This window comes from Lamprocystis purpurea DSM 4197 (assembly GCF_000379525.1).
Lineage (GTDB): Bacteria > Pseudomonadota > Gammaproteobacteria > Chromatiales > Chromatiaceae > Thiodictyon > Thiodictyon purpureum.
In genome coordinates this window covers 1-23,561 of sequence record NZ_KB902527.1, presented here as the reverse complement: position 1 = coordinate 23,561, position 23,561 = coordinate 1, and the positions used below count along the sequence as shown (strand labels likewise).

The 23,561-nt window shown below is 58.9% G+C and carries 28 protein-coding genes and 2 pseudogenes; 5 read left to right on the top strand and 25 right to left on the bottom strand.

What is annotated here, in order from left to right; genetic code table 11:
• Positions 1-246: 246 nt before the first annotated feature.
• Positions 247-480 (top strand): hypothetical protein, encoded by a 234-nt coding sequence (locus tag A39O_RS0123545; protein WP_157640372.1) that lies wholly within the window; start codon positions 247-249, stop codon positions 478-480.
• A gap of 355 nt (positions 481-835) precedes the next feature.
• Here the strand turns inward: A39O_RS0123545 and A39O_RS0123540 are convergent, their stop codons facing one another.
• From A39O_RS0123540 to A39O_RS43680, 9 genes and pseudogenes are all read right to left on the bottom strand, one after another.
• Positions 836-2,497, bottom strand: a complete 1,662-nt coding sequence (locus tag A39O_RS0123540; protein WP_020507128.1) for a DNA glycosylase AlkZ-like family protein — start codon at positions 2,495-2,497, stop codon at positions 836-838.
• 8 nt (positions 2,498-2,505) lie between these two features.
• A complete protein-coding gene (brxC, locus tag A39O_RS0123535) occupies positions 2,506-6,045 on the bottom strand; it encodes a BREX system P-loop protein BrxC (RefSeq protein ID WP_020507127.1) in 3,540 nt (1,179 codons plus the stop codon).
• Between the two features lie 193 nt (positions 6,046-6,238).
• Positions 6,239-6,817: a BREX protein BrxB domain-containing protein gene (locus tag A39O_RS0123530; protein WP_020507126.1), complete on the bottom strand. Its 579-nt coding sequence runs from the start codon at positions 6,815-6,817 to the stop codon at positions 6,239-6,241.
• A complete protein-coding gene (locus A39O_RS0123525; protein ID WP_020507125.1) occupies positions 6,817-7,593 on the bottom strand; it encodes a BrxA family protein in 777 nt (258 codons plus the stop codon). The genes A39O_RS0123530 and A39O_RS0123525 overlap by 1 nt, the downstream gene beginning before the upstream one ends.
• A gap of 2 nt (positions 7,594-7,595) precedes the next feature.
• On the bottom strand, positions 7,596-8,165 hold the full coding sequence (locus A39O_RS0123520; RefSeq protein WP_020507124.1) for a BrxE family protein: 570 nt from the start codon (positions 8,163-8,165) through the stop codon (positions 7,596-7,598).
• A complete protein-coding gene (locus A39O_RS0123515; RefSeq protein WP_020507123.1) occupies positions 8,162-8,377 on the bottom strand; it encodes a helix-turn-helix domain-containing protein in 216 nt (71 codons plus the stop codon). Before A39O_RS0123515 ends, A39O_RS0123520 begins: the two co-directional genes overlap by 4 nt.
• Positions 8,378-8,593: 216 nt before the next feature.
• Complete coding sequence (locus A39O_RS41855) at positions 8,594-8,788, bottom strand: hypothetical protein (RefSeq protein ID WP_020507122.1); 195 nt, start codon at positions 8,786-8,788, stop codon at positions 8,594-8,596.
• 15 nt (positions 8,789-8,803) lie between these two features.
• Positions 8,804-8,971, bottom strand: a pseudogene (locus A39O_RS43685) (hypothetical protein); the annotation flags it as partial.
• A 407-nt stretch (positions 8,972-9,378) separates the two neighbouring features.
• A pseudogene (locus tag A39O_RS43680) lies at positions 9,379-9,672 on the bottom strand (DUF4124 domain-containing protein); the annotation flags it as partial.
• A 692-nt stretch (positions 9,673-10,364) separates the two neighbouring features.
• Here A39O_RS43680 and A39O_RS37040 point away from each other — a divergent pair.
• The 3 genes from A39O_RS37040 (at position 10,365) to A39O_RS41850 (ending at position 12,044) form a co-directional block, all read left to right on the top strand.
• A complete protein-coding gene (locus tag A39O_RS37040) occupies positions 10,365-10,826 on the top strand; it encodes a hypothetical protein (protein WP_020507119.1) in 462 nt (153 codons plus the stop codon).
• A gap of 38 nt (positions 10,827-10,864) precedes the next feature.
• Positions 10,865-11,380 (top strand): oxidoreductase, encoded by a 516-nt coding sequence (locus A39O_RS0123490; RefSeq protein ID WP_083924859.1) that lies wholly within the window; start codon positions 10,865-10,867, stop codon positions 11,378-11,380.
• 487 nt (positions 11,381-11,867) lie between these two features.
• Positions 11,868-12,044 carry a hypothetical protein gene (locus A39O_RS41850; RefSeq protein ID WP_169338483.1) on the top strand — a complete coding sequence of 59 codons (177 nt, stop codon included), beginning with the start codon at positions 11,868-11,870 and terminating at the stop codon, positions 12,042-12,044.
• A 151-nt stretch (positions 12,045-12,195) separates the two neighbouring features.
• Here A39O_RS41850 and A39O_RS0123485 read toward each other — a convergent pair whose 3' ends face one another.
• Positions 12,196-13,422 (bottom strand): hypothetical protein, encoded by a 1,227-nt coding sequence (locus tag A39O_RS0123485; RefSeq protein WP_157640371.1) that lies wholly within the window; start codon positions 13,420-13,422, stop codon positions 12,196-12,198.
• A 3-nt stretch (positions 13,423-13,425) separates the two neighbouring features.
• Positions 13,426-13,581, bottom strand: coding sequence for a helix-turn-helix domain-containing protein (locus A39O_RS39175; RefSeq protein WP_083924858.1), 156 nt, complete (start codon positions 13,579-13,581; stop codon positions 13,426-13,428).
• Positions 13,582-13,789: 208 nt separating this feature from the next.
• Between A39O_RS39175 and A39O_RS0123480 the strand changes: the two genes are divergently transcribed.
• Positions 13,790-14,029: a hypothetical protein gene (locus A39O_RS0123480; protein ID WP_020507115.1), complete on the top strand. Its 240-nt coding sequence runs from the start codon at positions 13,790-13,792 to the stop codon at positions 14,027-14,029.
• A gap of 246 nt (positions 14,030-14,275) precedes the next feature.
• Here A39O_RS0123480 and A39O_RS0123475 read toward each other — a convergent pair whose 3' ends face one another.
• The 14 genes from A39O_RS0123475 to A39O_RS39130 form a co-directional block, all read right to left on the bottom strand.
• Positions 14,276-15,148 (bottom strand): GNAT family N-acetyltransferase, encoded by an 873-nt coding sequence (locus A39O_RS0123475; RefSeq protein WP_026199689.1) that lies wholly within the window; start codon positions 15,146-15,148, stop codon positions 14,276-14,278.
• A gap of 498 nt (positions 15,149-15,646) precedes the next feature.
• On the bottom strand, positions 15,647-16,069 hold the full coding sequence (locus A39O_RS41195; RefSeq protein WP_157640370.1) for a hypothetical protein: 423 nt from the start codon (positions 16,067-16,069) through the stop codon (positions 15,647-15,649).
• A gap of 527 nt (positions 16,070-16,596) precedes the next feature.
• Positions 16,597-17,613 (bottom strand): DUF389 domain-containing protein, encoded by a 1,017-nt coding sequence (locus A39O_RS0123470; RefSeq protein WP_020507113.1) that lies wholly within the window; start codon positions 17,611-17,613, stop codon positions 16,597-16,599.
• Positions 17,614-17,833: 220 nt separating this feature from the next.
• Positions 17,834-18,157, bottom strand: a complete 324-nt coding sequence (locus A39O_RS41190; protein WP_157640369.1) for a hypothetical protein — start codon at positions 18,155-18,157, stop codon at positions 17,834-17,836.
• A gap of 310 nt (positions 18,158-18,467) precedes the next feature.
• Entirely contained in the window at positions 18,468-18,770 is a 303-nt protein-coding gene (locus A39O_RS39170) for a DUF2442 domain-containing protein (RefSeq protein WP_083924857.1), read from the bottom strand.
• The gene (locus tag A39O_RS39165; RefSeq protein ID WP_245561966.1) at positions 18,742-18,954 is read right to left on the bottom strand and encodes a DUF4160 domain-containing protein; all 213 of its coding nucleotides are present in this window, start codon (positions 18,952-18,954) and stop codon (positions 18,742-18,744) included. The genes A39O_RS39170 and A39O_RS39165 overlap by 29 nt, the downstream gene beginning before the upstream one ends.
• Positions 18,947-19,162 (bottom strand): type II toxin-antitoxin system HicB family antitoxin, encoded by a 216-nt coding sequence (locus tag A39O_RS39160; protein WP_020507111.1) that lies wholly within the window; start codon positions 19,160-19,162, stop codon positions 18,947-18,949. Before A39O_RS39160 ends, A39O_RS39165 begins: the two co-directional genes overlap by 8 nt.
• Before the next feature lie 181 nt (positions 19,163-19,343).
• Positions 19,344-19,580, bottom strand: a complete 237-nt coding sequence (locus A39O_RS39155; protein ID WP_083924855.1) for a hypothetical protein — start codon at positions 19,578-19,580, stop codon at positions 19,344-19,346.
• 7 nt (positions 19,581-19,587) lie between these two features.
• Positions 19,588-19,824 (bottom strand): hypothetical protein, encoded by a 237-nt coding sequence (locus tag A39O_RS39150; RefSeq protein ID WP_083924854.1) that lies wholly within the window; start codon positions 19,822-19,824, stop codon positions 19,588-19,590.
• A 408-nt stretch (positions 19,825-20,232) separates the two neighbouring features.
• Positions 20,233-20,508: a hypothetical protein gene (locus A39O_RS41185; protein ID WP_157640368.1), complete on the bottom strand. Its 276-nt coding sequence runs from the start codon at positions 20,506-20,508 to the stop codon at positions 20,233-20,235.
• Between the two features lie 431 nt (positions 20,509-20,939).
• Positions 20,940-21,227, bottom strand: coding sequence for a DUF2442 domain-containing protein (locus A39O_RS43675; RefSeq protein ID WP_083924853.1), 288 nt, complete (start codon positions 21,225-21,227; stop codon positions 20,940-20,942).
• 5 nt (positions 21,228-21,232) lie between these two features.
• Complete coding sequence (gene dhiT, locus A39O_RS39140; protein ID WP_322786462.1) at positions 21,233-21,544, bottom strand: type II toxin-antitoxin system toxin DhiT; 312 nt, start codon at positions 21,542-21,544, stop codon at positions 21,233-21,235.
• A 399-nt stretch (positions 21,545-21,943) separates the two neighbouring features.
• Positions 21,944-22,156 carry a type II toxin-antitoxin system HicA family toxin gene (locus A39O_RS39135; protein ID WP_083924852.1) on the bottom strand — a complete coding sequence of 71 codons (213 nt, stop codon included), beginning with the start codon at positions 22,154-22,156 and terminating at the stop codon, positions 21,944-21,946.
• A gap of 2 nt (positions 22,157-22,158) precedes the next feature.
• Positions 22,159-22,356 (bottom strand): type II toxin-antitoxin system HicB family antitoxin, encoded by a 198-nt coding sequence (locus A39O_RS39130; RefSeq protein ID WP_026199688.1) that lies wholly within the window; start codon positions 22,354-22,356, stop codon positions 22,159-22,161.
• Positions 22,357-23,561: the final 1,205 nt, after the last annotated feature.

The following is a 23,561-nucleotide window of genomic DNA, read 5'->3' as shown; positions in this document are numbered from 1 at the left end:
TTCGGGGTTCGGGGTGACTTTAGAATTGAGCGGTAGGCTGTCGCTAATACATTGTTCTTGTTAAAGGATGCGTATAAATAAACTTGCGCGCGAAAAATATATGCGCGCTCATATTCGCGGCGGTCTATGCCGTGCCACGCACGAGCGTCATGGTGCGTTGCCTGGCAGGTGCGACACCTCTTCCAGGTGGGCGATCATGTCGTCGTCGCCCGCAGTGATCGCATCGGGCGCTTGCCGACGCGAAACATGGCCACGACGTTCACGCATTTCTTCATCGAGTTCATCCCAGCTCAGCAGTTTGCCTCCGCCCAGGATATAGGCACGCCGCAATTCGAGGAGTTCGTGGCCAAGCTCAGTGCGCGGCTGGTAATGGTCGACTACGGCATCACCTGTCAATGGCGCGACTGGCGTCGCCGTCGTCGCTTCGTCTGGCGCCGTTGCCGCTGGCGGATGCACCGCGGGCGGGAGCGCTCGCGATGACCTTGGGGGCAGGGTATCCGGGAGGACAGTCACCGCGATCCGCCCGCACGCCACCCCCGGCAGCGGCCACGCAGGCGCACCTGACCGTGTTCACAAATGCCTTCAACACGCGTTGTCATGCCAGAAAACCTCGCTCCAAATTCCGGTTTGCTCCCGGTGCCCCAGTGTGCTCCGAGCGGTCAGCACCCTCAAGACGAAGGCCCCACCTGGAGTCCCGCACCCCAAACTCCGAACCCCAAACTCCGAACTCCGAACTTTCCTGCTCCAGGCTGAATCGTAAATACGCTAGTAAAAACAAATGCGTGAATGGTGATGCGCAAAAATACGCTCGCGAGCGTAAATTTTTCGCTCGCGATCATAAATTCGGACCACGGGCGTAGACGGTGCCTTTGCCCTCGCCATGCGGCTCCAAAATACCATTATTATTCAATTTTTTGAGTAGGCGCGTCGCCTGCTGAGGACTGAGGCCACACAGTCGTATCACATCACTGCGTCGGATGTTGCCGTGTTCGCGGACGTAGCGTTTGACCATCTCCTCCTGCTGGAGGGGATCGAAACCCGCTTGGCGAACGTAGTCAAGGGGGCTACCCAGTTGACGGTAGACGGCTGCGCTCAGGGTGTAGGTCCGCCCTTTGCGTACCCCATGGGCCTGTAGGAGGCCCGCTTCGACGAGTCGCTCCAGGACCGCGCGCCCATAAGCGCTGTCGCGTTGCAGCAGCTTGGCGGTCTCAGGTGTATCGAGACGGCGGGCATGGCGCAGTTCCGCTAGAACCAGCAAGCTCTCGATTGGGAGCCCTGTACCGAGCTGGTTTTCCTGCTCCAAGACGAGCTTCAGGAAGTTGAGGTCCGCCTCGGCGCAGTTGAGGTCGACGCTGACGCTCGATGGGTCGCTGCGCAGGTAACTTGGCGGCGGGCGTCCGTAGCGCAGGAGGCCCTGGTAAATCAGGTCGACGCCGCGGCCGGTACGTTCGGCCAGCCCGATGCGCTTGAAGGCATCGGCCAGCAGCGGATTGCGGGGGCGGGGTTCGACCACCAGTAGATTGTCCAGGGACACGCCCTCGACAAAGCCGCCGGGGCTGCTGATCGACAGGGTCTCGGTCTGCCAGCGGGTCTGCACCGCGCCCAGACGACTGTAGTCACGATGCGTCAGCGCATTGACGAGGGCTTCGCGGAATGCGCGCGGTTCCACGTTCGGCACCGGCACCCGGAACAGGCCGACCTGGAGTTCGCGCTCGCTGACCCGCGCCAGAAACTGTTCTTCGACGCGCTCGAACAGCCGCACCAAAGGCCAGCGGTAGAAGTCATTGACGCGCACCTCGGTTCCGTCCAGGACCTGGAATGCCGCCTCGTGGGTGGGTAGGTGCGCCCGAATGGCCGATTCGCGGCCGATCAGCAGCAGGCCCGCGACCGTTGGGACGCGCTGCCCGGACTCGGTTCGGGTCAACCCAAGCGCACCGTCGAGTTCAGCATCGTCGAGACCGAGCAGGGACCGGTCACCCCGGTAACGCTCGATGGCCTGGCGCAGCCGATGGCGCTCCGCGGGGTCGAGCGTGTCGAGGTCGGCGCCGGCGACCGGTAGCGCGGAGTAGTCCGAAAGCCGCAGATCGGATTCGCGCGACGCGAACTCGTGCGGAAGAAACGGCACGCACTGCGGTTTACCGTCGGCCAACAGTCGCCGGCGCTGGAGCGTGCCGTCACTGGTGGCGACCAATCGGGTCGACCGGGGAATCTCGATCCGCGCAATCTTCAGTCCCGCGGACTCCATCATGACGGTGCGAACGCTCAGCGGTGGAATCGTGCGGTTGGCGATCAAGGCGGCCAACCCGTTCAGATCATGGTGGTCCGGGTGCAGCCCGGTCGGTTGTCCGTCATCCTCGACGCCAAGGTAGATGAGGCCACCGTCCGTATTGGCCAGACAGACCGCCGCGAGCACCAGATCCTTGTCCGGCAACCGTTTCTGGTCGCTCTTGAACTCGATAGTCAGCGCTTCGGTGGTGGGGATGTCCGAGTCGAGCATGGCGAAGTCTATTGGACTAAGACCTTTTTGCCGGCGCCGATGAGCTCCAGGCACTGTTCCTTGAGCCCGTCGAGCGCCTGATCGAGCTGTTCCTCGTTCTCGATGCCCCCGGAGAAGAAGCCGGCGGCACTGATCTTGACGACCCGGTTGCCGTCAATCAGGCGCATCAGGTCTTCGACGGCCTTATCGCGCCGGACCGGGCAGGCGTCGAGGTCCGCTCTGAGCTGGGGTATCGACGCGGTGGCGGCCTTCGCGACAATGTATGTCGCCAGCGGCTCAGCGATGCGGTCGCGCTGCTCGTCGCCGACCTCTTCCCAACCAGGGGTGCCGCGCAGTTGTTGGAGGGCGTCCGCGTAAGCCGCGGTTCGGGCCTCGAGCGCCTGTTTCAGGCGGGCCTGGTGGGCGGTCTCCAGGGCCTTGGCGTGCTGATCGATGGCCGGCAGTTCGCGGAAGAAGGACTCCCGCGCCAGCAGGTCTTTGAGCTGCTCGGCGTGGTCCCGGTCGCCGTCGCTCAAGTCCGGCTCGTGCTCCAGGAAGGGCCAGAGACTATCGAGCGCCTTGCGCGCCCGGCCCAGGTCGTGGAGCGCGGGCTCCGTCAGGGTCTTGGCGAGTTCGGCCCCCCGCTTGATAGCCTCTTTCAGCGCCTGGTGGCAGGCGGTGAAGGCCTTGAGCGTCTGGCAGTCGCGCTGGCGGCGGAAGCCCACGCTGTTGTTCAGTGCCCCGGCAATCACCTCGCCCCCGGGGAGCCCATGCTTGTCGAGCTGGGCGAGGACTTCCCGCAGCATTTCCTCGAAGCCCTCCGTGGTTTCGCGGATGGCCGCCGCGATGAGGTTTTCCTCGTACTCCTGGATCTCTTTCCCGAAGCAGGTCTTGTAGGCCTCCCCGGCCTCGATGTAGTCCGTGAACTCGCAGTCGGTGGTGCGCGGGCGAAAGGATGCCTGGCGGAACAGGTTGTTGTTGGTGAAGGTGGTGCGCGCGTCGAGTGACAGGGCGGAGTCGATGACCTGCCCCTTGCTGGTCGCCTCGATCTTGCCGGCGCGCAGCAGGGCGATGACGAGGAGCCGAACGGTGTCAAATTCCCAGCCGAAGGGTTCCTTGGCAAACTCGTCAGTCAGCCAGCGCCCGCTGGCGGTCTCACCGTAACTGGTGCGGTTCTCGATGCGGGCCAGCACCTCGGCGAGCACCCCGGTTTCCACGTCGAAGACGGGCTTGCCGCCCTGGTCCCGCACCAGTCCCAGGTCTGAATAGACGGGTGTCAGTCCCCGCAGGTTCTCGGTGGTCAGCAGTGAATCCAGGTCATTCTTGGTGACCCGCGCGGCGGCCTCCGCGAAGCGGTCGAAGACCTCCGGCAGGGCCTGGGAGAGGACCTTGGCCGCGGTGCGGGAGACCTCGCCGGCCCCCTCGTCCGGGCTGCGGTCGTTGCCGCGGAAGAAGATGGTGCCGGTGAGCAGGGACTGTTTGATGAGGCGCCGGAGCTCGTCCTGATGGCGACGCTGGCGGATCTTCTCCTCCGCCACCAGGGCGGACTCGTCCTTGGTCTGGGCGCCCCGCTCCTTGCGGGACAGGATCTCTTTGGAGCGGTGGAGTTCGACGGTCTCGCGGTCGATGACCTCATGGATGGCAGCGACCCAGAAGACGGCCTGGGTTTCGGTCTGGCTGCGACGGCGGAATGCCTCCACTTGTTGATCGAATTCAGTCCCGGACTCGGCCAGGGCCAGGTGAAACGGGATGTCCCCCTCCACCGCCAGGCGCTCACCCAGGTAGAGCCCCGCCTTGAAGGGCTTGACGTCCAGCAGGTTGTGGGAGGGTTGCGGCTGCCAGAGGGCGGTGACGGCCTCGGCGTGCAGGCGGGCGGTGTCGCCGGGCTTGGGGACCAGCGCGGCGCGCTGGCGTTCCCAATCATCCTCGGCCGGCGAGGGAATCCGGTAGCCATCGTCGCCGCGGCGGACCATCAGGCCCTTCTCCAGGGCGTCGAGTGCCTGTCGGACCTCGACCAGGCGTGAATCGGCATCAATGGCCGGGTGCAGTGCGGCGGCGATGTTCTCGGCCGTCCGGTGAACGCTGCGCACGTACTGCAACAGGCAGATCACCTTGGCGACCGGTTGGGCGGACGGATGGGCGATCTTTGTACCGATGTCCGCGATCTTGGCGCGAATCTCGCTGCCGATATTGCCGGAGACGAGGTCGTAGATCTGGTCCACACGCGCCAGGGTGCCGATGGGTTGGCTGGCCAGGTCCACGTCCGGGTGGATGAGTAATTGCTGGGCGAGCTTGATGATGGTGCGATTGGCGCCGCCGACGTGCTTGCTCGCCCCGCCCTGGGTCCGCAGGCCGGAGACGATCTGGATGATGAGGTCGATCTGATAAGGGAGCAGCGGATAGAGGTCGATGAAGGCGTCGGCCGTCAGTTCCGGCAGCGTGATGTCCGCCGTGAGGCGAGTGTTGTCGGTCAGCCGGCCGCGGTGCTCGGTGAAGCGTTCGCGGAGCCGCTTTTCGGCCTCGGCGTTCTTCGCGAGCACGCGCTTGCTGGTGACCTCCGAGATGTCGGAGGGCTCCAGGTGGACCTGAAGTTCGGACGGAAAGCGGTCCATCAGGCGGGCGAGTTCGACCCGGCGGTCGTCCAGGCCGCCGACAACTTCGGTGAGTTTTTCCTGGGAGGTGACGAGTATCCACAGCTTGCCGCGCCCGACCCGCCCGAGGCTTTGCACGACCGCCGAGAGATCGAGCATCTTCTGCACGTCGCGGGCGACGAACTGGCCGACCTCGTCGATGACGAACAGGAGGTTCTTGCCGGGCCGCCGGCGGGACATCAATTCCAGACAGCGGGCGGCCAGATCGCCGGGGGTGATGTCGGCGCGTTGCATGGCCGATTCGCGCCAACTGTCGACCGTCGTGTAGGTGGCCGGGTCCATGACGTGCATGACGCGGCTCGCCTGTTGGACGGCGGTGGCGATCTTGCCCTTCTCGTAGTCCCAGTCCTTGTCGAACACCTCCCGGTAGTTGGACTTGAAGGCGTCGAGGCGGCCCTCTTCCTCCAGGGTGATCTCCAACTCGGACAGATCGAGATCCCGTGCATAGCCCAGGCTCTGCAGGAAGAGCCGGTACATGATCTCGGTGATGCTCTGGTTGCCGGTGCGAATGCCACGGTCGGTGGAGACGTCGAAGATCACCGCCTCGGTGGGGATGCGCTCGGCGATGTTGGTCAGCAGGACCTGGGCCTTGGTGTCATTGCAGCGCTGAGCGAGCAGTTCCCCGGCGCCCTGTCCGAGGATGTCGCGGTTGGCCAGCGCAAGACCGAGGTACTTGGCGAAGCCGGACTTGCCCGAGCCGAAGAACCCCGAGGTCCAGATGGCGATCCCTTCGTTGGGCTTCTGCCAGGTGGTCTGGTAGTGCTCGAAGATCTTCAGAAAATGCGCGCGGATCGAGTCGGTGACGATGTATTCGGCCAGTTCGTCGCGGATGATCGCCGCGTCGGCCTGATCGACCTTGATGACCTCCTCGATACGACGGTCGATGGCGTTGGCGAAGAGGGTTTTGATTGTAGTCATAGGTCTTCAGTCGTCGGTCTTCAGTCTCAGTCGTCAGTCGTCAGTCGTCAGTCGTCAGTCTCTCGTCTTTGGTCTTTGGTCTTCGGGTTCGGGTTCGGGTTCGGGCTTCGGCGCTGAAATCTTCATCGGGCTGACCACTGACGACTGACGACTGACGACCGACGACCGACGACCGACGACCGACGACCGACGACTAAAAAATCTTCGGCCGATAGTTATGCTCCGCATCCAGCACACCCATGAACCGCAGCCCCGCGGCGCCGTCCAGTTCGCCCGGGTAGAACAGGACGGCGGGCACCTGGACCTTGCCCTTGAGCTGCTCCAGCAGCGCGGAGGTGCGATACATGGGGAAGAGCGCGCCGGCACGCACGATGAACACCAGGTCGCGCAGGGGGTCCGCGTCACTGGGGATGCGGCGGGCGACCAGTTCGTCCAGAGGTTGGTACTCGCTCAGGATCTGGAAGATGGTGTCGACCGTGACCTCCAGGCCCACTGATTTTTCGGCGTCGATGAGTGCCGCGGGCCCCATGCCTTCCGCTTCCAGGGCGGCTGCGAGGCATTCGGCCAGCGAGATGACCGTGACCCGTTTGCCCAACTGTTCCAGTCGCGTGCGCAACAGCGAGACCTGCCGGCGGACGCCAAACTCCTCCTCCGGCGGATAGCGGAAGATGGCATAAGGCATGTCGTGGTAGGCGCTGAGCTGCTGCCGGGGGTCCGGTTGCTTCAGCACCGGTTCGAGTTGCTGGGTCAGGCGCGCCTTCCAGTCGGGCATCAGCCGAGCTCCCTCACGTACTCGGCGGCGGATGCCGCCGGCAGTTTGATTTGGGCGAGGCTGCCGGCGACCTCGTAGTGCAGCTTGCGGAACTGGTGCAAGCGCAGCAACTCGCGCTCCACGTCGGCGGTGTCCATCAAGTACAGGCGCCAGTCCTCGGCATCAATGATACGCCGGGCGTTCGCCTCGCGGTCCGTCATGGCGTGCAGCAGGTACATGAAGCTCTGCTCCGGTAGGTGGTAGGAGGAAAACTCCCGTGACTGTGTGCCCGTGAGGAGCCCGAAGTCGACGGCGAGCCGCAACAGGCCTGACGCCACACGCTTGGTCGTGGCCTCGCTCCAGTTGCCTGACCACTCGATGTTTTTTCTGTTGCTCAGGCTGTGCAAGTAGGGAAGCACGTCCTCGGGGCGCAGACGGTAGGCACCGGCGCGTAACTGAGGGTAAAGCCAGTTGACGAGGAAATCGCGGACGAGCAACTCGTCGCGGGTCAGGTGGTAGAGGAGCAGCGGTTGCCAGACTTCCCGGTCACACCCCGATTTGGCAAGCTCCACGAGCGGGCGGTCGCGACCCGCGGGATCGAAGCGGCGGCTGACCGCCCAGGACACATTCTGCGCCCAGTTGGCACTCTTGGCGCCGATGGTGTTTTCGTCGCGAGCACGCTTGAGATTGTCGGTTTTCGAGGCGGCGTAGTCCCAGCCGCAGAACACCGCGAAGGTTTCATCGATCAGGGATCCTTTGATGGCCAGGCAGGAAGAGACCTTGGATCGAGCCTCCATGCTCAGTCCTCAAGCCGTGCATAGGGGATCGCCGGGTTACCGCGCTCGCCTCTGGCGAAGCCGGCCGCCAGTAGCGTGATGACTTCGTCGCTCGGCCGGTCGGTTCCGGACAACAGGACCGACCTGCCCTCGTCTGACCGGCGCAGCTTGGCGACCACGTCGAGGTGGCGTTGATCGACGAGACCAAACGCGACGAGTTCCGCGAGAAGGTCTTTCCCGCCCGCCGTCGCCAGCGTCTCGAAGAAGGCCCCCCAGCGCTCTCCCTGGTCCAACCAGTCCTGCCAGTGCGCTTCAAACTGATCTTCAATCTCCGCGGGGAGATGCCAGAGTGTCATGCACCCCGGCGGATCGAAGATCTCCCGGCAACGGCTGCGCGCAACCGCAAAGGCGATCCGGGCCTGCGCAAAATAGTGAGTCGACGGAAAACCGCGCTTCAGCGCCAGCGCGCCATGGCGGCCGAGGATGCCCTTGGTGTTCCACCAGCCGGCCGCGTCCATCTCCCCGTGGCGAGCGACCGCCAGCCGGAGTTTGAGTAGCCGCTCGAAATCGACGCCGGATGATCGCTGCGTCATGACCGATCCTCCCGGCTGGACTCCTCGGACCCCTGGTCGACGGCACCGCCCGAACGGACCCAGTCGTCAACCTCTGAGAGTTTGAACTTCCAGAGCCGACCGATCTTGTGCGCGGGCAGCCCCTTGAGGTCGATCCACCGGTACACGGAGTCCTTCGCGACGCCGAGGTGAATCGACACATCTTCGACGGAGACCCAGGGTTCAGTCGGCATTGGATACGCGTCTCTTCGTGCTCTGCGTTCAATTCGCAGCACAGGCAAGCCATCTCGGCCAGCAGGGTGCTACCGGGAGCAAAACCTTACCACTGCATCCTTAGTCAAGCAATCGCCGTGTTATCCAATGCTTAGCGGGCAATAGTCGGCCAGAATCTGCAAGAGGCGTCTGTTTAGCGCTCAAAGGCCACCCCGATGGACCTCTGGGTACTTGACCTAATACGTCAACGCAACCGCTTGGCCCTCGATCAGCCAAGCCCCCCAGTTGGCCGCCAGGGCGTCCAGGCCGCCGGGGTAGTTGAGGTCGAGGTAGCCCGCGTGGTCGAACGCACGGCAACGGTGTTGCGCCAGGGTGTTCAGATAGGCACTGACCAGGGGGCGATGCTGCGGGTCCTTCAGGAGAAAGTGCACCAGTGACCAGGCGTAGGGGTAGGCGATGTCGTTGCCGAGGCGGTTCCAGTCGTCCCGATCCATCGCCACGAAGGTGCGCAGGGCCGGGAGGGTGCCGGAGCGGTGCAGCCGGGCGATGTTGTCCAGGTCCTGGACCGGCGCGGGGGCGGTGGCATAGGACTGTTGGAACTGGAGCCGCTCGATGAATTCGGCCAGGCCCTCGTTGAGCCACAGGGGGTGTCGCCGAGCCAGTTGCCCAGCGCCAGGTGAGTGATCTCGTGGCGCGTCACCGCCAGGGTGACCGCGGGCCCCATCCAGCGCGCCACGGCCTCGTTGCCGTCGAAGGAATAGAAGCCGCTGGTGCTGGTGGCGATGAGCTTGTGGGGCTTGCTGTTCAGGTAGTCGACGAAGCGCCGTTCGCCGTCGATGACGGTCAGGCGGACATGCAGCGGCTGCACCCCATGCATGGCCAGGCCCTTTGCCAGGAAACGGAAGACGCCGTCGATGTTGGCCGGCAGCGCCGTCTCGAAGGCGTTGTCCCCTGCCCCGCCGACGAAGCGGTAGTCACTGGAGAACATCCCGACCCCACCCTCCGCCGTCAGACCGACGACCTGGGCGTCCGCGCCCCGCGGTGGCTGATCGCTGAAGGCTGGTCGGCCATCGGCGCCGGTCCAGCGATAGACCTCCTGTTGGGTCTTGTGGGTCGGGTTCGCCGGACCGCTGGTGCGACAGGGGTGACCGATGCCGTCCTGAGCGTACCGGGTGCCATCGGTGGTGAGCGCCGACGGCGGCGGGGCCGCGATCGGCCGCGGCAGGAAATGGGCGATCTCAAACTCTGACCCGAAGGCAGCGATACGCAGATTCTTGCCGCCAAGGGCCTGCGCTGCCTCCCACAGACCGAGCATCTTCAGGTAGCCGCGCCGCTGGTCCTCGGTGGATACCAGCCAGACCAGCGCCAACGACAGGACGACTGCGAGGGCCAGACGCAACACCGCGCGGAACCTGGCGATCAGACCCGACTGCCGACTGTACCCGCCACCGGTCACGCTAGCCCTCCCGCGGGTTTCCCACGGGCGTCTGATAATCCTGGTCGCTGTGCCATAACCATACCCCTCGTTGCCTCCACTCGGCGCTGATCATTGCTGCTCAGATCGATACCGAACACCCAATACCACGAACGCCGACCCAGAACCGGGTAACCCGCCGCAGCGTCCGCAGCGTCCGCAGCGAACCGGTAATCGCCGGTGCCGACGCGTCGCGGCCTGCGCGCCCGGATCGAGTCGATTCGGTCACTATCGATCTGGTTCCTGGTGCGCCCCCCACTGCTGGAGCAGTGCCAACTCCAGCACCCTTCGGTGTGGCGGGCGTTTACCGGGCAGCCGAGCTGGCCGGTGCATTACTGGGGCGCGCTAGCGGCGAGCACCCATCGCCACTACCGCCACCCTCAGGTCCTGGTCCTCGACCTCGGTGGGGACGTGCAGATCGAGCTGATCGGCCTGCACCTGAAGTCCAAGATCAACCTGAACAAGCTGGAACTGGACGCGGACGGCAACCCGACCGGAGCTTTCCTCGCCGAGCGCTCAGGGCCCGGGTCAACTTGGCTACCGAGGCGCTGGACGTGCGCCGCTACATCGACGCCAAATTCGATCAGAAGCCCGCGCCGGGCCTCCTGCTCATGGGCGACGGCAACGACGGCCCGGGGCGGGACTTTTTCGAGTCGCGCTATCTCTTCTTTGACCTGGTCAGCAACCTGCAAGGCGATGTCGTGCGGGCGGAGCGTTACTTCAACCACGCCCTATTCGACTTCCCGGAGCGGGTGCGCTGGACCGCGCGCTATGACGATGCCATCGGCGGGGTCAAGGCCGCGAATAACCCGCTCCTCATCGATCACATCATGATGAGCCAGGCGCTCTGTCGAGGCCAATTGCCGCTGGTGGCCCAGGCCCATGCGGGAGCCGTGGAGCACGAGGCATTCGAGCGCGGTAACGCCGGGGCGACGGTGAGCCAACGCAGCAGCGACCACCGGCCGGTGTCTTTGACGCTGGTCGCCACCACTTGACCGCATCAACCGCGTCGTGAAGGACCAGGGCGCCGTGCCTGACGTCCAACTCGCCCACGCCGGAGGCGGCGCCCATCTGGCCCACCACGACGGCGGCTGACGCGCGCTTCCTCATCGAGACGACCCGGGCCATACGCGCCGAGTGGCCGGAGCCGCTTCCGCTCGGTGTCCGGATCTCGTGCTCCGACTGGATGGACGGCGGTTGGGACCTGGAGCAGAGCGTCGCGCTCGCCCGCCTGCTGAAGGCCGAAGGTGTTGACCTGATCGATTGCAGTTCCGGAGGTCTGGTGCCGCAGACAAGGATCCCGGTCGGTCCCGGCTATCAGGTCCCCTTTGCCGAGCGCATCCGGCATGAGTCGGGGATCGCGACGGCCGCCGTCGGCATGATCACGACTGCGACCCACGCCGACCCGATCGTCCGCAACAGCCGTGCCGACCTGGTGCTGCCGGCCCGGGATCTCTTGCGGGATGCCCAGTGGCCGCTGCGGGCCGCGCGAGCCCTGGGCCAAGCGGCGGCGCTCACGCCTCCCGCACAGTACCAACGGGCTTGGTAGCGGCAACTGGTCACGTCCCCTCTTCAAATATTCAAGAAAATCAGTTTGGCGCGGCCACAGCCGCGGTACTAATTCTTTAACTACTGAAGAGGTACTAAGAAGTACTAAGAGCACCCAAGATGCAATTTTTTATCATAATAAACATATATATAAGAGAATTTAAGAGCCGCCTTCGCACCTTCAAAACCCGTTACTCGCAACCTCATAACACGGTGCCCGCACCCTCATAACACGGTGGATTGCACCCTCAAAACCCGGCACTCTCACCCTCAAGACACGGTGGTCCTGTGGATTAATCCGAAGTTCCAGGCTCAAAACAGAAGTTTCTTAGGCGAATCAGAATCTTGAAAAATTTTCGCGTGCAAGCGTCTGGGTACAGGTAAGCGATTGATTCGCTAAGGCTGACTATAGCCCGAGTCCGAGCAGAAATCGACCGGCACATGGGTACACGTTCCCATGTAAGTGCGCGAAAAGTTACTTTATCGTTATGTTTCCGAAAGAGAAATTGCAGGCTCCGGTCTGGAACTTCGGATTAATGTGGATAACTTTCGAGCGCTTCGCACCCTCAAAACCCGGTGTTTTCCGCAAGACAGCAGGGATCGCCAGCACCTACCGAGACGTTGCTGTTGCCGGGAATAGCGCACTTGCGGTTGGTCTTCTCTGACGCCCAAGCGCATGCGCGCGTCGTGGTCGGTGCGGGCAGGCTTATCGTGGTGGGCGTTTTGGTGCCGGCGTGCCCGCTACATGAGCACGTTTTGGTGTTTGCGCGTTGACTCGGCGCCCGGGGTGGTTCGGGCGCGCGTTAACGGCAGCGATCAGGACTTGCGTGGAAACACGATATGCAGAACGAACGGCGTGGAGCGACCCGTTCCGTCGATACGAAACGAGGTGATAAACCTCTCTTGTTGCATAATGGTCAACTGCTTGCGTGCATTTTGATTGAGCTTCCACACGCGATCTTGTGCCCCAATCGCTTCATACAACGTGATCGCATCAATGCGATAGACTGAATTACTGCGCTGGCTTGCCAGAAAGCGATGGAGCGCTTTTCCGAGATCCGAGAGCTTTCTCCGCAGCGATAAACTGATGAACGTGTGATAATTCTCCAGCCACCGCGACACCAGGGGATCGAACTGGACGTAATAGCAGGCATCTCGCTCTTTCGAGAACTCCGGAATATCAAAGAGCGAGATTTTTACTCTTTGGTACCTCGACCCGTCCCGCACTTTGTCGAAACGCAACTGGAGCCCATAGAGATCCTCGATACTCTCACGCCGCCGCGCCAGTTCCCGCCCACCCCACCCTTTTCGCGGAGTGTAGCCATGAATGGCCGTCTCCAACTGGGATATGGTGAATACCACGATATCGACTTGTACGCGTTCATCCGTTGGTGTCGTGTCTTCCGTATCCAACCGCCGCACGGCAGTCGGCATATGATCGGCCGGCCCCATCAACCGCCGCGAGCGCAAGACCATAAGTCCCAGCAGCGTGTCTTCGTCGTAAATATTGAGCGCTGGTCCGGAACGATAGACGCCACCGCCATCCCATGACGACTGTAACTTTACCCAGCCGCGTTTGAACATCTCGATCGCCGTTTCGCGCGTCACCGGGGGGAACAGTGGGAGCCGCGTGAGCGTGGTTGGATATTCGGACGTCGCACACATGGCAGTCTGTTCCAGCCCCCGCTGACGTGCGATCGTCTCCAGGGCGTCACTGGCGGTGCTGACCAGGGTTTGATTGGAATGACCGTTTCGATGACGTTTCGCGGGAGTATCCGACGCTGAAATTGCGGAATCTGCTGTCTCGCAGGCTACCCCTTCGTTGCGTGTGCGCTCGGCACGCCGTTTTCCGGCGTTCTCTAATCGTTTCAGGGTCTCTTGGAGCCTTTCTTGGTGTGGCTGCGCTGGACCATGGGTGGCGGGAGCAGCGTCCGGCCCAACCCGCTCCCGCGCGATCTGGTTCAGTTGCACCAACTGCTGCGTCAGCGTGGCTGGAGATTCGCCTGACGCCGCTGCGGCATCAGTCGGCCGTTGCGCGTCCATGCCCTACCCCGCCCCTGCATCACTGATCGGCGCACTGACCAGGCGCGATGGCGCGACGCGAAACGCACGCGCCAGGTCGAACAGCCGCTCCAGGGACGGACACCGCTCCCCCCGCTCGATCGCAGAGATGTAGCCCTCGAAGACCGGCTTTCTGGCCAAGCGTCACCTGGCTCCACCCGAGGGCCTGGCGGAGTTTGCGAACATTGGCGCCGACAATCACACCCGCGCCCTGGTCACTGGGGTTCTCGGTGATCATCCGCTACACCATGTTCTTGTCGCTGGCCGCGTTGGTTGCCTGACACTTTGAAAACATAAATAATGTCGACTACTTTCAGAGATAACACGAGGCTTGACGCTGGATTGGCTGATGGGAGGCGAAAGCGACGAAACGCTGGCGAGTACTGAGATCAGCCGGGAGCACATCGTGGCGGATCGCAAGACCTCGGTCGGTCTCGCGAGCCTGGCCGGCGACGCATTCCTGTGCGAACGCTTGAACATCCGCCCCATCGAGTGGCGCGCGTTGCGCTCGTTGCAGCCGCCGAACGGGCTGACCAGGGAGGGGTATTTGGTGGTACTGCTGGCGTTGCGCGGCCACCGGGCCACGTGAAACCGTACCGACGCAATCAGGCGGTTGCAGGTGTATCGAGACGCGCTCACGCTGGGGGCGGTGGCGCAGCACATTGATATTTATGCGCTTTGTTTCGACACACTGTCTTCTGGACGCAGCAGTCGCAGGTTCAAATCCTGTCACCCCGCCCAAATTTCCCGTTTTAGCTTAGCCGGTTACTTCCGGCTTTCACTTTCTGCCCGCGCCCGCGGCGGGCGAACGTGAAAATCCGAGGCGCGTCGCCCATCAGCCCAGTTCGAAGGTCGTGACGCCGAAGATGCGCTCGTGCGCAAGCTCCGGTGGCGGACCCAGATACATCCGGGCACAACCGAAGACCTCGACCATCTGGTGTTGGTGCGCGAGCGCAAGCGCGGCGGGGTTGTTCTCCGGCGTGTCGAGGAACAGCGGACCGCCGGCGGCGAACACGGCCAGGTGAGCATACAAGGCCGTCGCTGCTTGCGCGTCGTCAGCGAACAAGGGGCCGATCTTACATCCCTCCCGACAACGGCGTACCACGCCGTAACCGCTCAGTATCCCGGCACGCCGACAGCCCAAGGCCAGGCCGTCCGATTGGGCGATCCACCCGGTCAAGAACTCCGGCCGCGGGGCGGGGAAGCAGCCGCGGTCGTACGCAAGGATCTGTTCGAAAGGAACCTCGCCGAGCGGGACAATCGCTTCGTTGCCAACCACCGGGGTAACGGGAGGGTTCGGAATCTCGGCGCGAAAACGGATGTCGCGATGCGCGAAGACGAAACCGCCCTTGGCGTAATAGTCCTGCATGGCAAAGACGCCATCCAAGCCGATGCCGGCGCCCGGCCGCAGCCGGGCGATCAGGCGCTCCCGGAGCGCATGCCAAATGGCATGGCCGAGACCTTTGGCGCGAAAGGCCGGCTGGACGATAAAGAAACCCACGAAGCCAAATTCGCCGTTATAGGAGGTGATGGCTCCGCCGCCAATCAACCCCCCGTCAAGCTCCGCGGCAATGAAGGCGGCGGGGTCGGTCGCCCAGAACAGCTCGGCATCATGCAGGCCGGGGTTCCAACCCTCCTGCGCGGCCCAGTTGACGAGCGCGTCCACCTCGGGACGGGTCATATTACGAATCACAAGCCCATTGATCATGGTGGTGCGCTCGCGGAAATAGCGGTCGTGGGGTGCCTAGCTCGTCGGCCTTGGTCATCGTTCCGGCGACTGGAGGTCGAGGCTTTAGCCGGTCCGGCGCGCAGACACCACTGATTTTCTTCGAGATCTCGGGAATCGCTACCGGCTAAAGCCTCGGCCTCCAGTTGCGGACAGGCCGTCGCTGGCCGGAAGGATGATCAAGGCCAGCTCGTCGATGGGACTAGGAGCCAGGCTCAATTAAATTCGGCAGCCAGCGGAGAATTCAATCGAGCCTGGCCCTTCTTCCTCCTGCTACGAACGGGCCTCGATCAAGATTCCGGCCACTTGGGCTCGCCGGATGCGTAGTCAGGCCATCCTGGCCTGACCGTCAGGGCTGGAAGCCCTGACTACGCACGCCGCTGGCCGGGATTACGATCAAGGCCTGCGAACGTTTGGGTTCACTCTCATTTGCCCACCTACCGAGCTGACGCTCTCTATTGAACGCGATAAATCAGAATTTCATCTGTTGTTAACAAACCATACTGAATAGTCATCAAGCAATTGATAGTTCGCTGAGTGCTCATCTCTATCTCGTAAATCAGCCAATGGTAATGTGAAACTCTTCTTATCTTTTACTCGCTTCACACTAGCCAGGATTCCATATCCTTGGTCAATCTCTTCATCGAAACCCAGAAGTTCAAAAATATCGGTGTGAGAAGGCTGACTTTCTTTTAGTCTCTCATATTCTGATTTGCTGCCATGCCCAAAAACGTAACGCTCTTCCCATTCGAAGTCTTCAATGCCGGTCAAGAGACATGGAAAACTTAAACTATTTCTGAGATAAGCAAGATATGCTATCAAGGTTTGATCATTGACTTCGGGCACTTCGTCCGAACCCAGGACGCCGGCAATCCTTCTATCTTGTTCGTCATAATCAACCATAGTTCACCTGTATCATCTGTATCATCGTGTATTCTTGAATCATTTTTGCCGATGCTATGAACGTGATCCCGTTCGCTCGGCATGTTTTTCTTGAGCTTGAAGGTTTGCAACTTGTGCGTCTTACCTATCGGCATGCGTTACGCAACCCGGACAGCACGCTAGGTTAGGTTATTTCTCATTCATCGGCATGCGACAATGCGAGCCCTGACCCCCTTCCGCTACAAGGCTCGATACTGGGCTCGTGGCGCACGATTGCCCAGGCGGGATTCACACCCGCTAGAACACGCGGCAGTGCCAGGCCGCACTGACCAGAATGGCACTAAGTTAAGCGGATGCCTCGTAATATCATTGCCTTACGAAGGAGCAACGGCCAAAAGACTGTTGAGTCTGAGGCTCGCGCCTGGCTTTCCAGGCTTGCGACGGTGGTTCCGCGACGTTTCTCGGCCTCCGCGACCCGCACAGCCTATTGTTTTTAAAGCGTAAGCGCCTTAACTTAGTGCCATTCCGCACTGACCCCTTTCTCCACCTCAACGCGACTTCGTGCCGATATAGAGGGTTTGTGATTTAACGACCTTCACGCGAATGGTTCGGCCGAAAATGAGGTCACGGGTGCGCTCTTCAAGCTTGTTCAGCGGCGGCAGGTCTCCGTCGCCCAAGAGGAGGAGGTTCACCGTTCCGTCCGCCGTTTCGGCATCAACCGACATGAGCCGGTATCCGGAACCTTCGAGCCACTCTTGTCCAAGGGCGTAGGTTCGCGCGGAGATCTTGTTAGTGACGATCAGGTTATAACTGGCCATTGAGAGTGGAATCACGATGATCAGTAAGGCCGCGAAGGCGATTGCCACCGCTCGGCGTCGTGCCCTCGCGTCGAACGGCGCCGTCGCGGCCTGCCGGAACCCCATCACGACGAAAACAAGCGAGCCTGTGAGCAGGATCGCCACGTAGTTCGTTACGAAAAGCAGCAGGCTGCCGGAGGCGAGATTGGGTTCGCCAAGAGCTAACAGAATGCCCACATTCGCGAGTGGCGGCACCAACGACACCGCAATGGCTACGCCTGGCAGCGTGTCGGAAACATCCCTGCGCGATATCGCAAAAGCTCCTGCCAAGCCAGTGGCAAGTGCCGCCATCAGGTCGAGCAGGTGCGGTGATGTGCGGATCATGATCTGTTGGATTGCCTCGGGATGCGTGATCCGTGCGATCGGCAGCGTCAGGACGAATCCCACGGCCACCGCCATTGCAATCCCGGCAAAGCTTACGAGCAGCGTGCTGACGATTTTACTGCGGTCGCCAATGCTCACGCTGAACGCCAGCCCCATGATCGGCAGCATCAATGGGGCCACGATCATGGCACCGATTACAACTGCCAGCGAATCGCCCAGAAGCCCAAAAGTTGCGATGCTTGCGGCGAGAACCAGCAGACTGGCAAACCTAAAAAACTTGGGCCATAGCCGTGCCCGCTCAAATATCAATGTCTCGCTGACTCGTCTTACCTCCTCCGCGTCAACGGGTCCCCCGTGCAAAATCTCAGCGAGTGATTTGGACATAGTTCGCCAATCTCAATGTTAATGTCAATAACAAGCAGGTAGTTGATATAGAGGCCGTCATGTTAGCTTTAGTTGTTCGTCAGGTCATTCAATGATCAGCAGCCCTTTGAGGGACTGCTTAGGGCTGAGGCCAAAAAATGAGGTTCCCTCGGTTTTTCGTCTTCCAGGGGCAGGGGTTCATGCGACCTGTTTTTCTTCCTCCCGAGTGTTCGCTGATTATTCATTGTTGAGCTAAGTTCCTAACGCGGCGAACTTGATACTTTCTGACATCTGTCGGAAGGGGATGATTAGGTACAAGCCGAAGATGGGTCAGCGAAACAACGAAATTCTCTTCAGTTGCGAAGGGAAACTTCAAACTACAGACAACCCCTCCTTCATCCCCAAAGTAATCAGTATCGATAATTTCCAGAAGTTGATCGACTTTGAGTTTTATATTTCTCTTCTTCAATAATGAGACGAACTCTTTCGAAGGATAGGCGAAAATGGGTAGACAATCCTTCATCTTTTTTACCAGCCCCATCGTTTCTTGTTCATCATCAATCATGATATTAAACGCTTATTTCAGTATTGATCGGACTTTCCGGGATAAAAGGTCAGACTCAATTAAATTGGGCGAGCGATCAACCAATTTGTATGCATCAATTTTTCTGGCGACAGTAGCCATAATTCTCTCGACCATGGTGGAAGGCTTGCAACTTGCTCATCCTACCTACCGACATGGGTTAAGCGACCCGGACAGCGCGCGAGGTTAGGCCATTTCTCATTCATCGGAATGCTACAATGCGAAACCTGACCCCATTCCGGGCGTGACCCCATTCCGCTACCGAGGTATCCCCTCGAATCTAATCGACAGATCAGCAAGTTGGCGGCAGTCCAGTCGGGGAAAACGTGGTCTTTCCCCTATTCTTCTCCGTCGAGATCAGAGGAAAGTCTTCAGGCTTGCGAATTGATTCAACCGAAAGATCGACGTCAAGTTTTGGCCAATATAGATGGTTTTCCGTTGGACGTTCAATCTCGGAGAGTTGCTCAATGGTTGCCGACTTAAACCACGGGAACTCCGAGAACCGTACAGCCAATTCCTCATCATCCAGCAAGAGCCAGAAACAATGCTTAGATACATTGGTGACTTCAGCAGCCAAAGTGGCGATGCCAGGCATCTTGAATCTCCTTAATATGCGCTTCAACGACTGCTTGCGCTTGACAAATTTGCATACTTGAAAGGCCGATATTCACTGCCAAGTGTACCGAGGGAGTCAGCCAGAATTTCGCTTCACCATCCGGGTGTGCAACGTGGACATGGATGCGGGTCTCCTCGCGAGTTTTGAGGCGTATGTCAGGCAACTTTCCTATGAGTGACGTCGAAAGTTTGAGGACGAGGCAATGGCAGGGTTTCTTCCATCAGAAGGTCTAGAGCTTCCTGACCATTCTTAAGCGCCTCTTCGTAGGTAGCGCCGTGCGTTAGCGCATAAGGCCCGAACTCCGGGAGCGAAGCGATGTAAGCCTGATCTGCTTCGGACCATTGAATTAAGATACTATAGTGTGCGTTCATTTTTGTATGACTCCCTTTTGCCTTTTCACACGTACATCCAGCCTTTAGCAAAATGGCTCTTAGCTGTCTAATTTTCTTTGGCATTGCGGCCGCCTTTCATGCGGGGAGTTAAGTAAACTGTCCCCGGAATTGGAGGATACTACAATGCGAGACCTTACCCATTCCGCGCCATTCCGTGGCGTTAGGCTGCTTTCAGTAAAGCTTCCTGCAACGCAGCGGGGATTTGGATAGGGAAAAAGCGATCCCTACTATAGCCATAATCTTCTCCGCTTTCATCAATTACGCGAATGTAACCGTGTGATTCCGCAACCTCGTCTGGTATAATTTGATACAACTTACCGACTTCCAGCGATGCTGGATAGTCTTTATTACTGATACAAACAGCAAAAGGCAATTGCGATTTTTCGTCTGTGGCCATGGTTTAGTTAGTCAAGTAGCGGAAATTTTATCTTGAGTTCTTTTTTGCCGATACCATGAGCTTCATACCAGTGCAATTCGGCAGTATGAACTGTGCCGTCAATAAGTCGGACGCTTGCGAATCCTTTCAACTTTTTCCAGCTTCCTTTGCCGTATTGCTTTCGGAACCGCGGCAAGTCGCGTATGCCTGCGCCGACAGCTACAGGCTCAATGCTGGAAATGCTTCCGACAACCTCAAAATCCATGAAAGCCTGCGATCTGTTTCTGACCTCCACCGTAGGAACGCCGGTTCCCCGGCGCAATCCCGAACGGGTCACAATCCCGGACGGGGACCGGGTTCAGGTCTTGCAATCACGCATTCTTCACGTGACCAAGGAAACGACGATTATGTGCTGGATTGCAAGACCTGACCCCGCCCCCAATAGCGCATTTAGTAAACTGTCACCGTCATTCCATTCGGTTCCCTAGACTCCGCGGCCTTGATCGTCATCCCGGCCAGCGGCATGCGTACCAGCCCTGACGGTATCAGGCCAGGATGGCCTGACTACGCACCTGACGAGCCCAAGTGGCCGGAATCTTGATCGAGGCCGACTCCGCGACATTGCCAAGCCGCGCTGGCCCCTTTTCGCGCTTTTCCCGTGCGCATTTTGCGTTCAGTGCTGCCTCCTTTTCCGCAAACTAAGTAAACTGTCCCCGGCATTCGGCGCAGAGTTGTCTTTTTCATATGCTTCTATCTTATCTATGAGTTCTACTAACTGAGTAAGTAGATCAACTGCCTCTGAAGAAGAAGCCCCTATTCTTACTTGAAAATCAGCATCTGACATACCTATCCCATAACATAGCTCATTAACAATGTTACTTAATGTGATTAGCTTATCAAGCGAGAGTTTTAAATGCCCATGAGAATCCTGTATGTCTATAAGATGCATTGTTATTACCTTAAGTTATCAAAATAAGTCTTGCCATCATATGGTATGAATGCTGTTCCACAATCCGGGCTATTAGGGTCGACTATTACCATCGCCGCCAAAGTCATATCCCAATAAGCCACTCTGCCTCTGCGAAGGCTTTGTTGTTCTTGTTGGGAGATCCAGTATATCTTTTATAAGGGCCTCAAATTGAGCTTGAGTCGAAATGCCAAATTCATGCGCATGACCGGCGAATAAATGCCCACAAGCTATCTCATGCGCTATATCTTGATTGCTGCAACATGCTGGAATAATAAATCTCCTACGCAATTACCTCGAAACTATTTGCCTTAGCCGTAGGGACGCGGATCATCCGGCGCCGCTCCTTCTCAGGAAAAGGCGATTACGTGCTGGATTACAAGACCTGACCCCATCCCTATTTGAGGCGAAGGTTAGGCATTCTTGGATTTCATAATTGAGCTTGGCCCCTTTACCATCTGGTCCATTTCTCTTGTCGAGTCTAGATACAATGTATCAGGACAAATATCTTGTTCATGAGGCCAAACGACGGTGCCAGCAGAGACCTTGGCTAGTCTAAAATAGCTATAGTTTTTAAACTCCTTGAAAACTCCAAATTCTACCAAGCCAGAGCAATCATATATTCCTTGCTCACCGTTACTGAAAACGATAGACAGTTTGTAATCATTTAAGACCGATACTTGCTCAACCCTTGGATTCATATTCTTTACTTCAAAGGATCGATTTTATAAGGTAGTTCGCCTGACACGGCTAGCTCCCAATTAGCCATTAGTTCTTCCTTATGTATTTCTATCCAGGCATTAAGCAGCTTCATTTTTGCAGAGGGAATATTTCCTTCAAGAATTTCTCCGTCGGGTATAGCTACTATGACCTCTTGTCCTGAATATGTAACATGAATATGGGGCAGTTTATGTTGTTTATTGTCCATGAAATACATATAAACGATGATCCCATAAAATGCTGAAATTGAAGGCATGATTTCTCTCAAAGCTATCGGCGCACAATAGGGACTCGCCATTAAAAATTACGGTGACAGTTTACTAAATACAGTAATTACGGGTTGCGTTCAACGCCCATCCGCATTCAGTGAATTTAGTAAACTGTCACCGTAACATGTCGAATTTTCTTTGGCATTGCGGCCGCCTGTCATGCGGGGAAACTTAAGTAAACTGTCCCCGGAATTGTCCAAAGTTAGGCCATTCTTTGTCTTCTTTGCTGCCGGGGCAGGACTTTCAGTGGCAAACCGTGGTCTGTCCCCTATTGCCTCGTGGTCTGTCCCCTATTGCCTCCCTATTGCCTCCTGTCCCCTATTGCCTCCGCGATACTGGGCTCGCGGCTCACGATTACCCAGGTGGGATTTCCACCCACTAGACTACGCGACATTGCCAAGCCGCACTGTCCCCTATTAGTCTCGCTTTCAAAGTAGTGCGCGAAACGCTTCGATCGTAAGGCCAGCATCTTGAACTATACCGCCCATAGTAAATGCTTTTACGGGATTGTGGCGAGGAATCGTTAGGATATGTACGCCGTCGCTCATGACAATGTGTTTGCTTTGTCTGATTATGCGAAACCCGGCCTTTTCAAAGGCGCGAACTGCGTCGAGATGATTGACGCCTGGCAGCTTTGACATATCTAAGCTGCTATATCCACTTCACGAAATTCCTGACCACGACTCATTTCTTTAACCGCAGCCAAATATTCCTGAATAGCATCCTGAATGTTCTCGATGGCTTCTGCATCGGTATCGCCCTCAGACCAACACCCAGGAAGTCCAGGCACCGAAACGCTGATGCCCTCTTCTGTACGATGTAGAATAACGGTGTATTTCATTATTGTGACTCCAGTTGCTGATGTTGAGCCAATTAGTTGCCGAAGCCGAAACCGCAGGGACCGGGGTCAGGTCTTGCACCACAGGGACCGGGGTCATGCAGGGGTATATCGGGGACAGACCACGTTTAATTGCCATAAGACGCGATGAGGCCAAGTCAGGGTAATAATCGTGGTCTGTCCCCTATTACCCTATTACCGGTCCCCTATTACCGCCCCCAAAGTCTCGTGTCCCCCAAAGTCGTTATGCCTCAATGGTGTCGGGCTAACGGGGAAACCGTGGTCTGTCCCCCAAAGTCGTTCAAGACCTGACCCCGCCCCCCCTAGACCTGACCCCGTCCCCACAGTGGTCTGTCCCCTATTGCCTTGTCCCCTATTGCCTTGGGCTTTAAGGGGGAAACCGTGGTCTGTCCCCTATTGCCTTGGTCTGTCCCCTATTGCCTTGTCCCCTATTGCCTTGTCCCCTATTGCCTGGTGGTCTGTCCCCTATTGCCTGCGAGACCAAGGAAACGGCGATTACGTGCTGGATTACAAGACCTGACCCCGTCCCTGACCCTGACCCCGTCCCATGCTCGCTAGAACACGCGGCCTTGCCAGGCCGCACTGTCCCCTATTACTCTCACTATTAGTCCTTTGCCCCCTATTAGTCCTCTGCTCTGAGTTCTTGCACCCCAGTCCAGAAGCTAAGTCCGCCAAATATCAGTGGAATAAGGCCAAGACCCGAGAGCTCGCCCCAACTTGTGAACGCCCAAAGCGCGACAAATACCCCCACCGCACCAGCGATAAAGGAGACGAGACAACTTATGATGTTATGGTATATCATGCCTATAATGATAACCATCATCAAGGTCGCGAGTGCAATAACGATCCAGAACCCGGTCACTAGCCCCTCCTTATCTTGCTGATGCGCATTGATTGCCTAACGACTAAGCGTTTATCCGTCGTGCGCGCCGCACTGATCCCTGGTTGTGGCACGGCGCCTGGCGCGCACGACGGATAAACGTTTGTTGGACTAATCCGATCCTGGCACGGTGCCCGCTGCGGGTGCGGCCTTCTTTAGAGATAGGGAATTGTATCCCCGCGCCCAGGGTCGCCGGCCGGTGCCGGGCGGTATTTCAGCACGTGGTCGACGCTCGGAGCGGCGCAAGACGGGCATCCGAGGGGGCCGCGGGGCTGATACGCGGGCGATTTTGCGTCGATTGTAGACC

Excerpts from the sequence above, each read along its gene's own strand:
- A39O_RS0123545 (WP_157640372.1), top strand. The coding sequence starts at position 247 with ATGGCCACGACGTTCACGCATTTCTTCATCGAGTTCATCCCAGCTCAG.
- A39O_RS0123540 (WP_020507128.1), bottom strand. The coding sequence starts at position 2,497 with ATGCTCGACTCGGACATCCCCACCACCGAAGCGCTGACTATCGAGTTC.
- brxC (WP_020507127.1), bottom strand. The coding sequence starts at position 6,045 with ATGACTACAATCAAAACCCTCTTCGCCAACGCCATCGACCGTCGTATC.
- A39O_RS0123530 (WP_020507126.1), bottom strand. The coding sequence starts at position 6,817 with ATGCCCGACTGGAAGGCGCGCCTGACCCAGCAACTCGAACCGGTGCTG.
- A39O_RS0123525 (WP_020507125.1), bottom strand. The coding sequence starts at position 7,593 with ATGGAGGCTCGATCCAAGGTCTCTTCCTGCCTGGCCATCAAAGGATCC.
- A39O_RS0123520 (WP_020507124.1), bottom strand. The coding sequence starts at position 8,165 with ATGACGCAGCGATCATCCGGCGTCGATTTCGAGCGGCTACTCAAACTC.
- A39O_RS0123515 (WP_020507123.1), bottom strand. The coding sequence starts at position 8,377 with ATGCCGACTGAACCCTGGGTCTCCGTCGAAGATGTGTCGATTCACCTC.
- A39O_RS41850 (WP_169338483.1), top strand. The coding sequence starts at position 11,868 with ATGTTTCCGAAAGAGAAATTGCAGGCTCCGGTCTGGAACTTCGGATTA.
- A39O_RS0123485 (WP_157640371.1), bottom strand. The coding sequence starts at position 13,422 with ATGGACGCGCAACGGCCGACTGATGCCGCAGCGGCGTCAGGCGAATCT.
- A39O_RS0123480 (WP_020507115.1), top strand. The coding sequence starts at position 13,790 with ATGGGAGGCGAAAGCGACGAAACGCTGGCGAGTACTGAGATCAGCCGG.
- A39O_RS0123475 (WP_026199689.1), bottom strand. The coding sequence starts at position 15,148 with ATGATCAATGGGCTTGTGATTCGTAATATGACCCGTCCCGAGGTGGAC.
- A39O_RS41195 (WP_157640370.1), bottom strand. The coding sequence starts at position 16,069 with ATGGTTGATTATGACGAACAAGATAGAAGGATTGCCGGCGTCCTGGGT.
- A39O_RS0123470 (WP_020507113.1), bottom strand. The coding sequence starts at position 17,613 with ATGTCCAAATCACTCGCTGAGATTTTGCACGGGGGACCCGTTGACGCG.
- A39O_RS41190 (WP_157640369.1), bottom strand. The coding sequence starts at position 18,157 with ATGATTGATGATGAACAAGAAACGATGGGGCTGGTAAAAAAGATGAAG.
- A39O_RS39170 (WP_083924857.1), bottom strand. The coding sequence starts at position 18,770 with ATGCCTGGCATCGCCACTTTGGCTGCTGAAGTCACCAATGTATCTAAG.
- A39O_RS39160 (WP_020507111.1), bottom strand. The coding sequence starts at position 19,162 with ATGAACGCACACTATAGTATCTTAATTCAATGGTCCGAAGCAGATCAG.
- A39O_RS39155 (WP_083924855.1), bottom strand. The coding sequence starts at position 19,580 with ATGGCCACAGACGAAAAATCGCAATTGCCTTTTGCTGTTTGTATCAGT.
- A39O_RS39150 (WP_083924854.1), bottom strand. The coding sequence starts at position 19,824 with ATGGATTTTGAGGTTGTCGGAAGCATTTCCAGCATTGAGCCTGTAGCT.
- A39O_RS41185 (WP_157640368.1), bottom strand. The coding sequence starts at position 20,508 with ATGCATCTTATAGACATACAGGATTCTCATGGGCATTTAAAACTCTCG.
- A39O_RS43675 (WP_083924853.1), bottom strand. The coding sequence starts at position 21,227 with ATGAATCCAAGGGTTGAGCAAGTATCGGTCTTAAATGATTACAAACTG.
- dhiT (WP_322786462.1), bottom strand. The coding sequence starts at position 21,544 with ATGGCGAGTCCCTATTGTGCGCCGATAGCTTTGAGAGAAATCATGCCT.
- A39O_RS39135 (WP_083924852.1), bottom strand. The coding sequence starts at position 22,156 with ATGTCAAAGCTGCCAGGCGTCAATCATCTCGACGCAGTTCGCGCCTTT.
- A39O_RS39130 (WP_026199688.1), bottom strand. The coding sequence starts at position 22,356 with ATGAAATACACCGTTATTCTACATCGTACAGAAGAGGGCATCAGCGTT.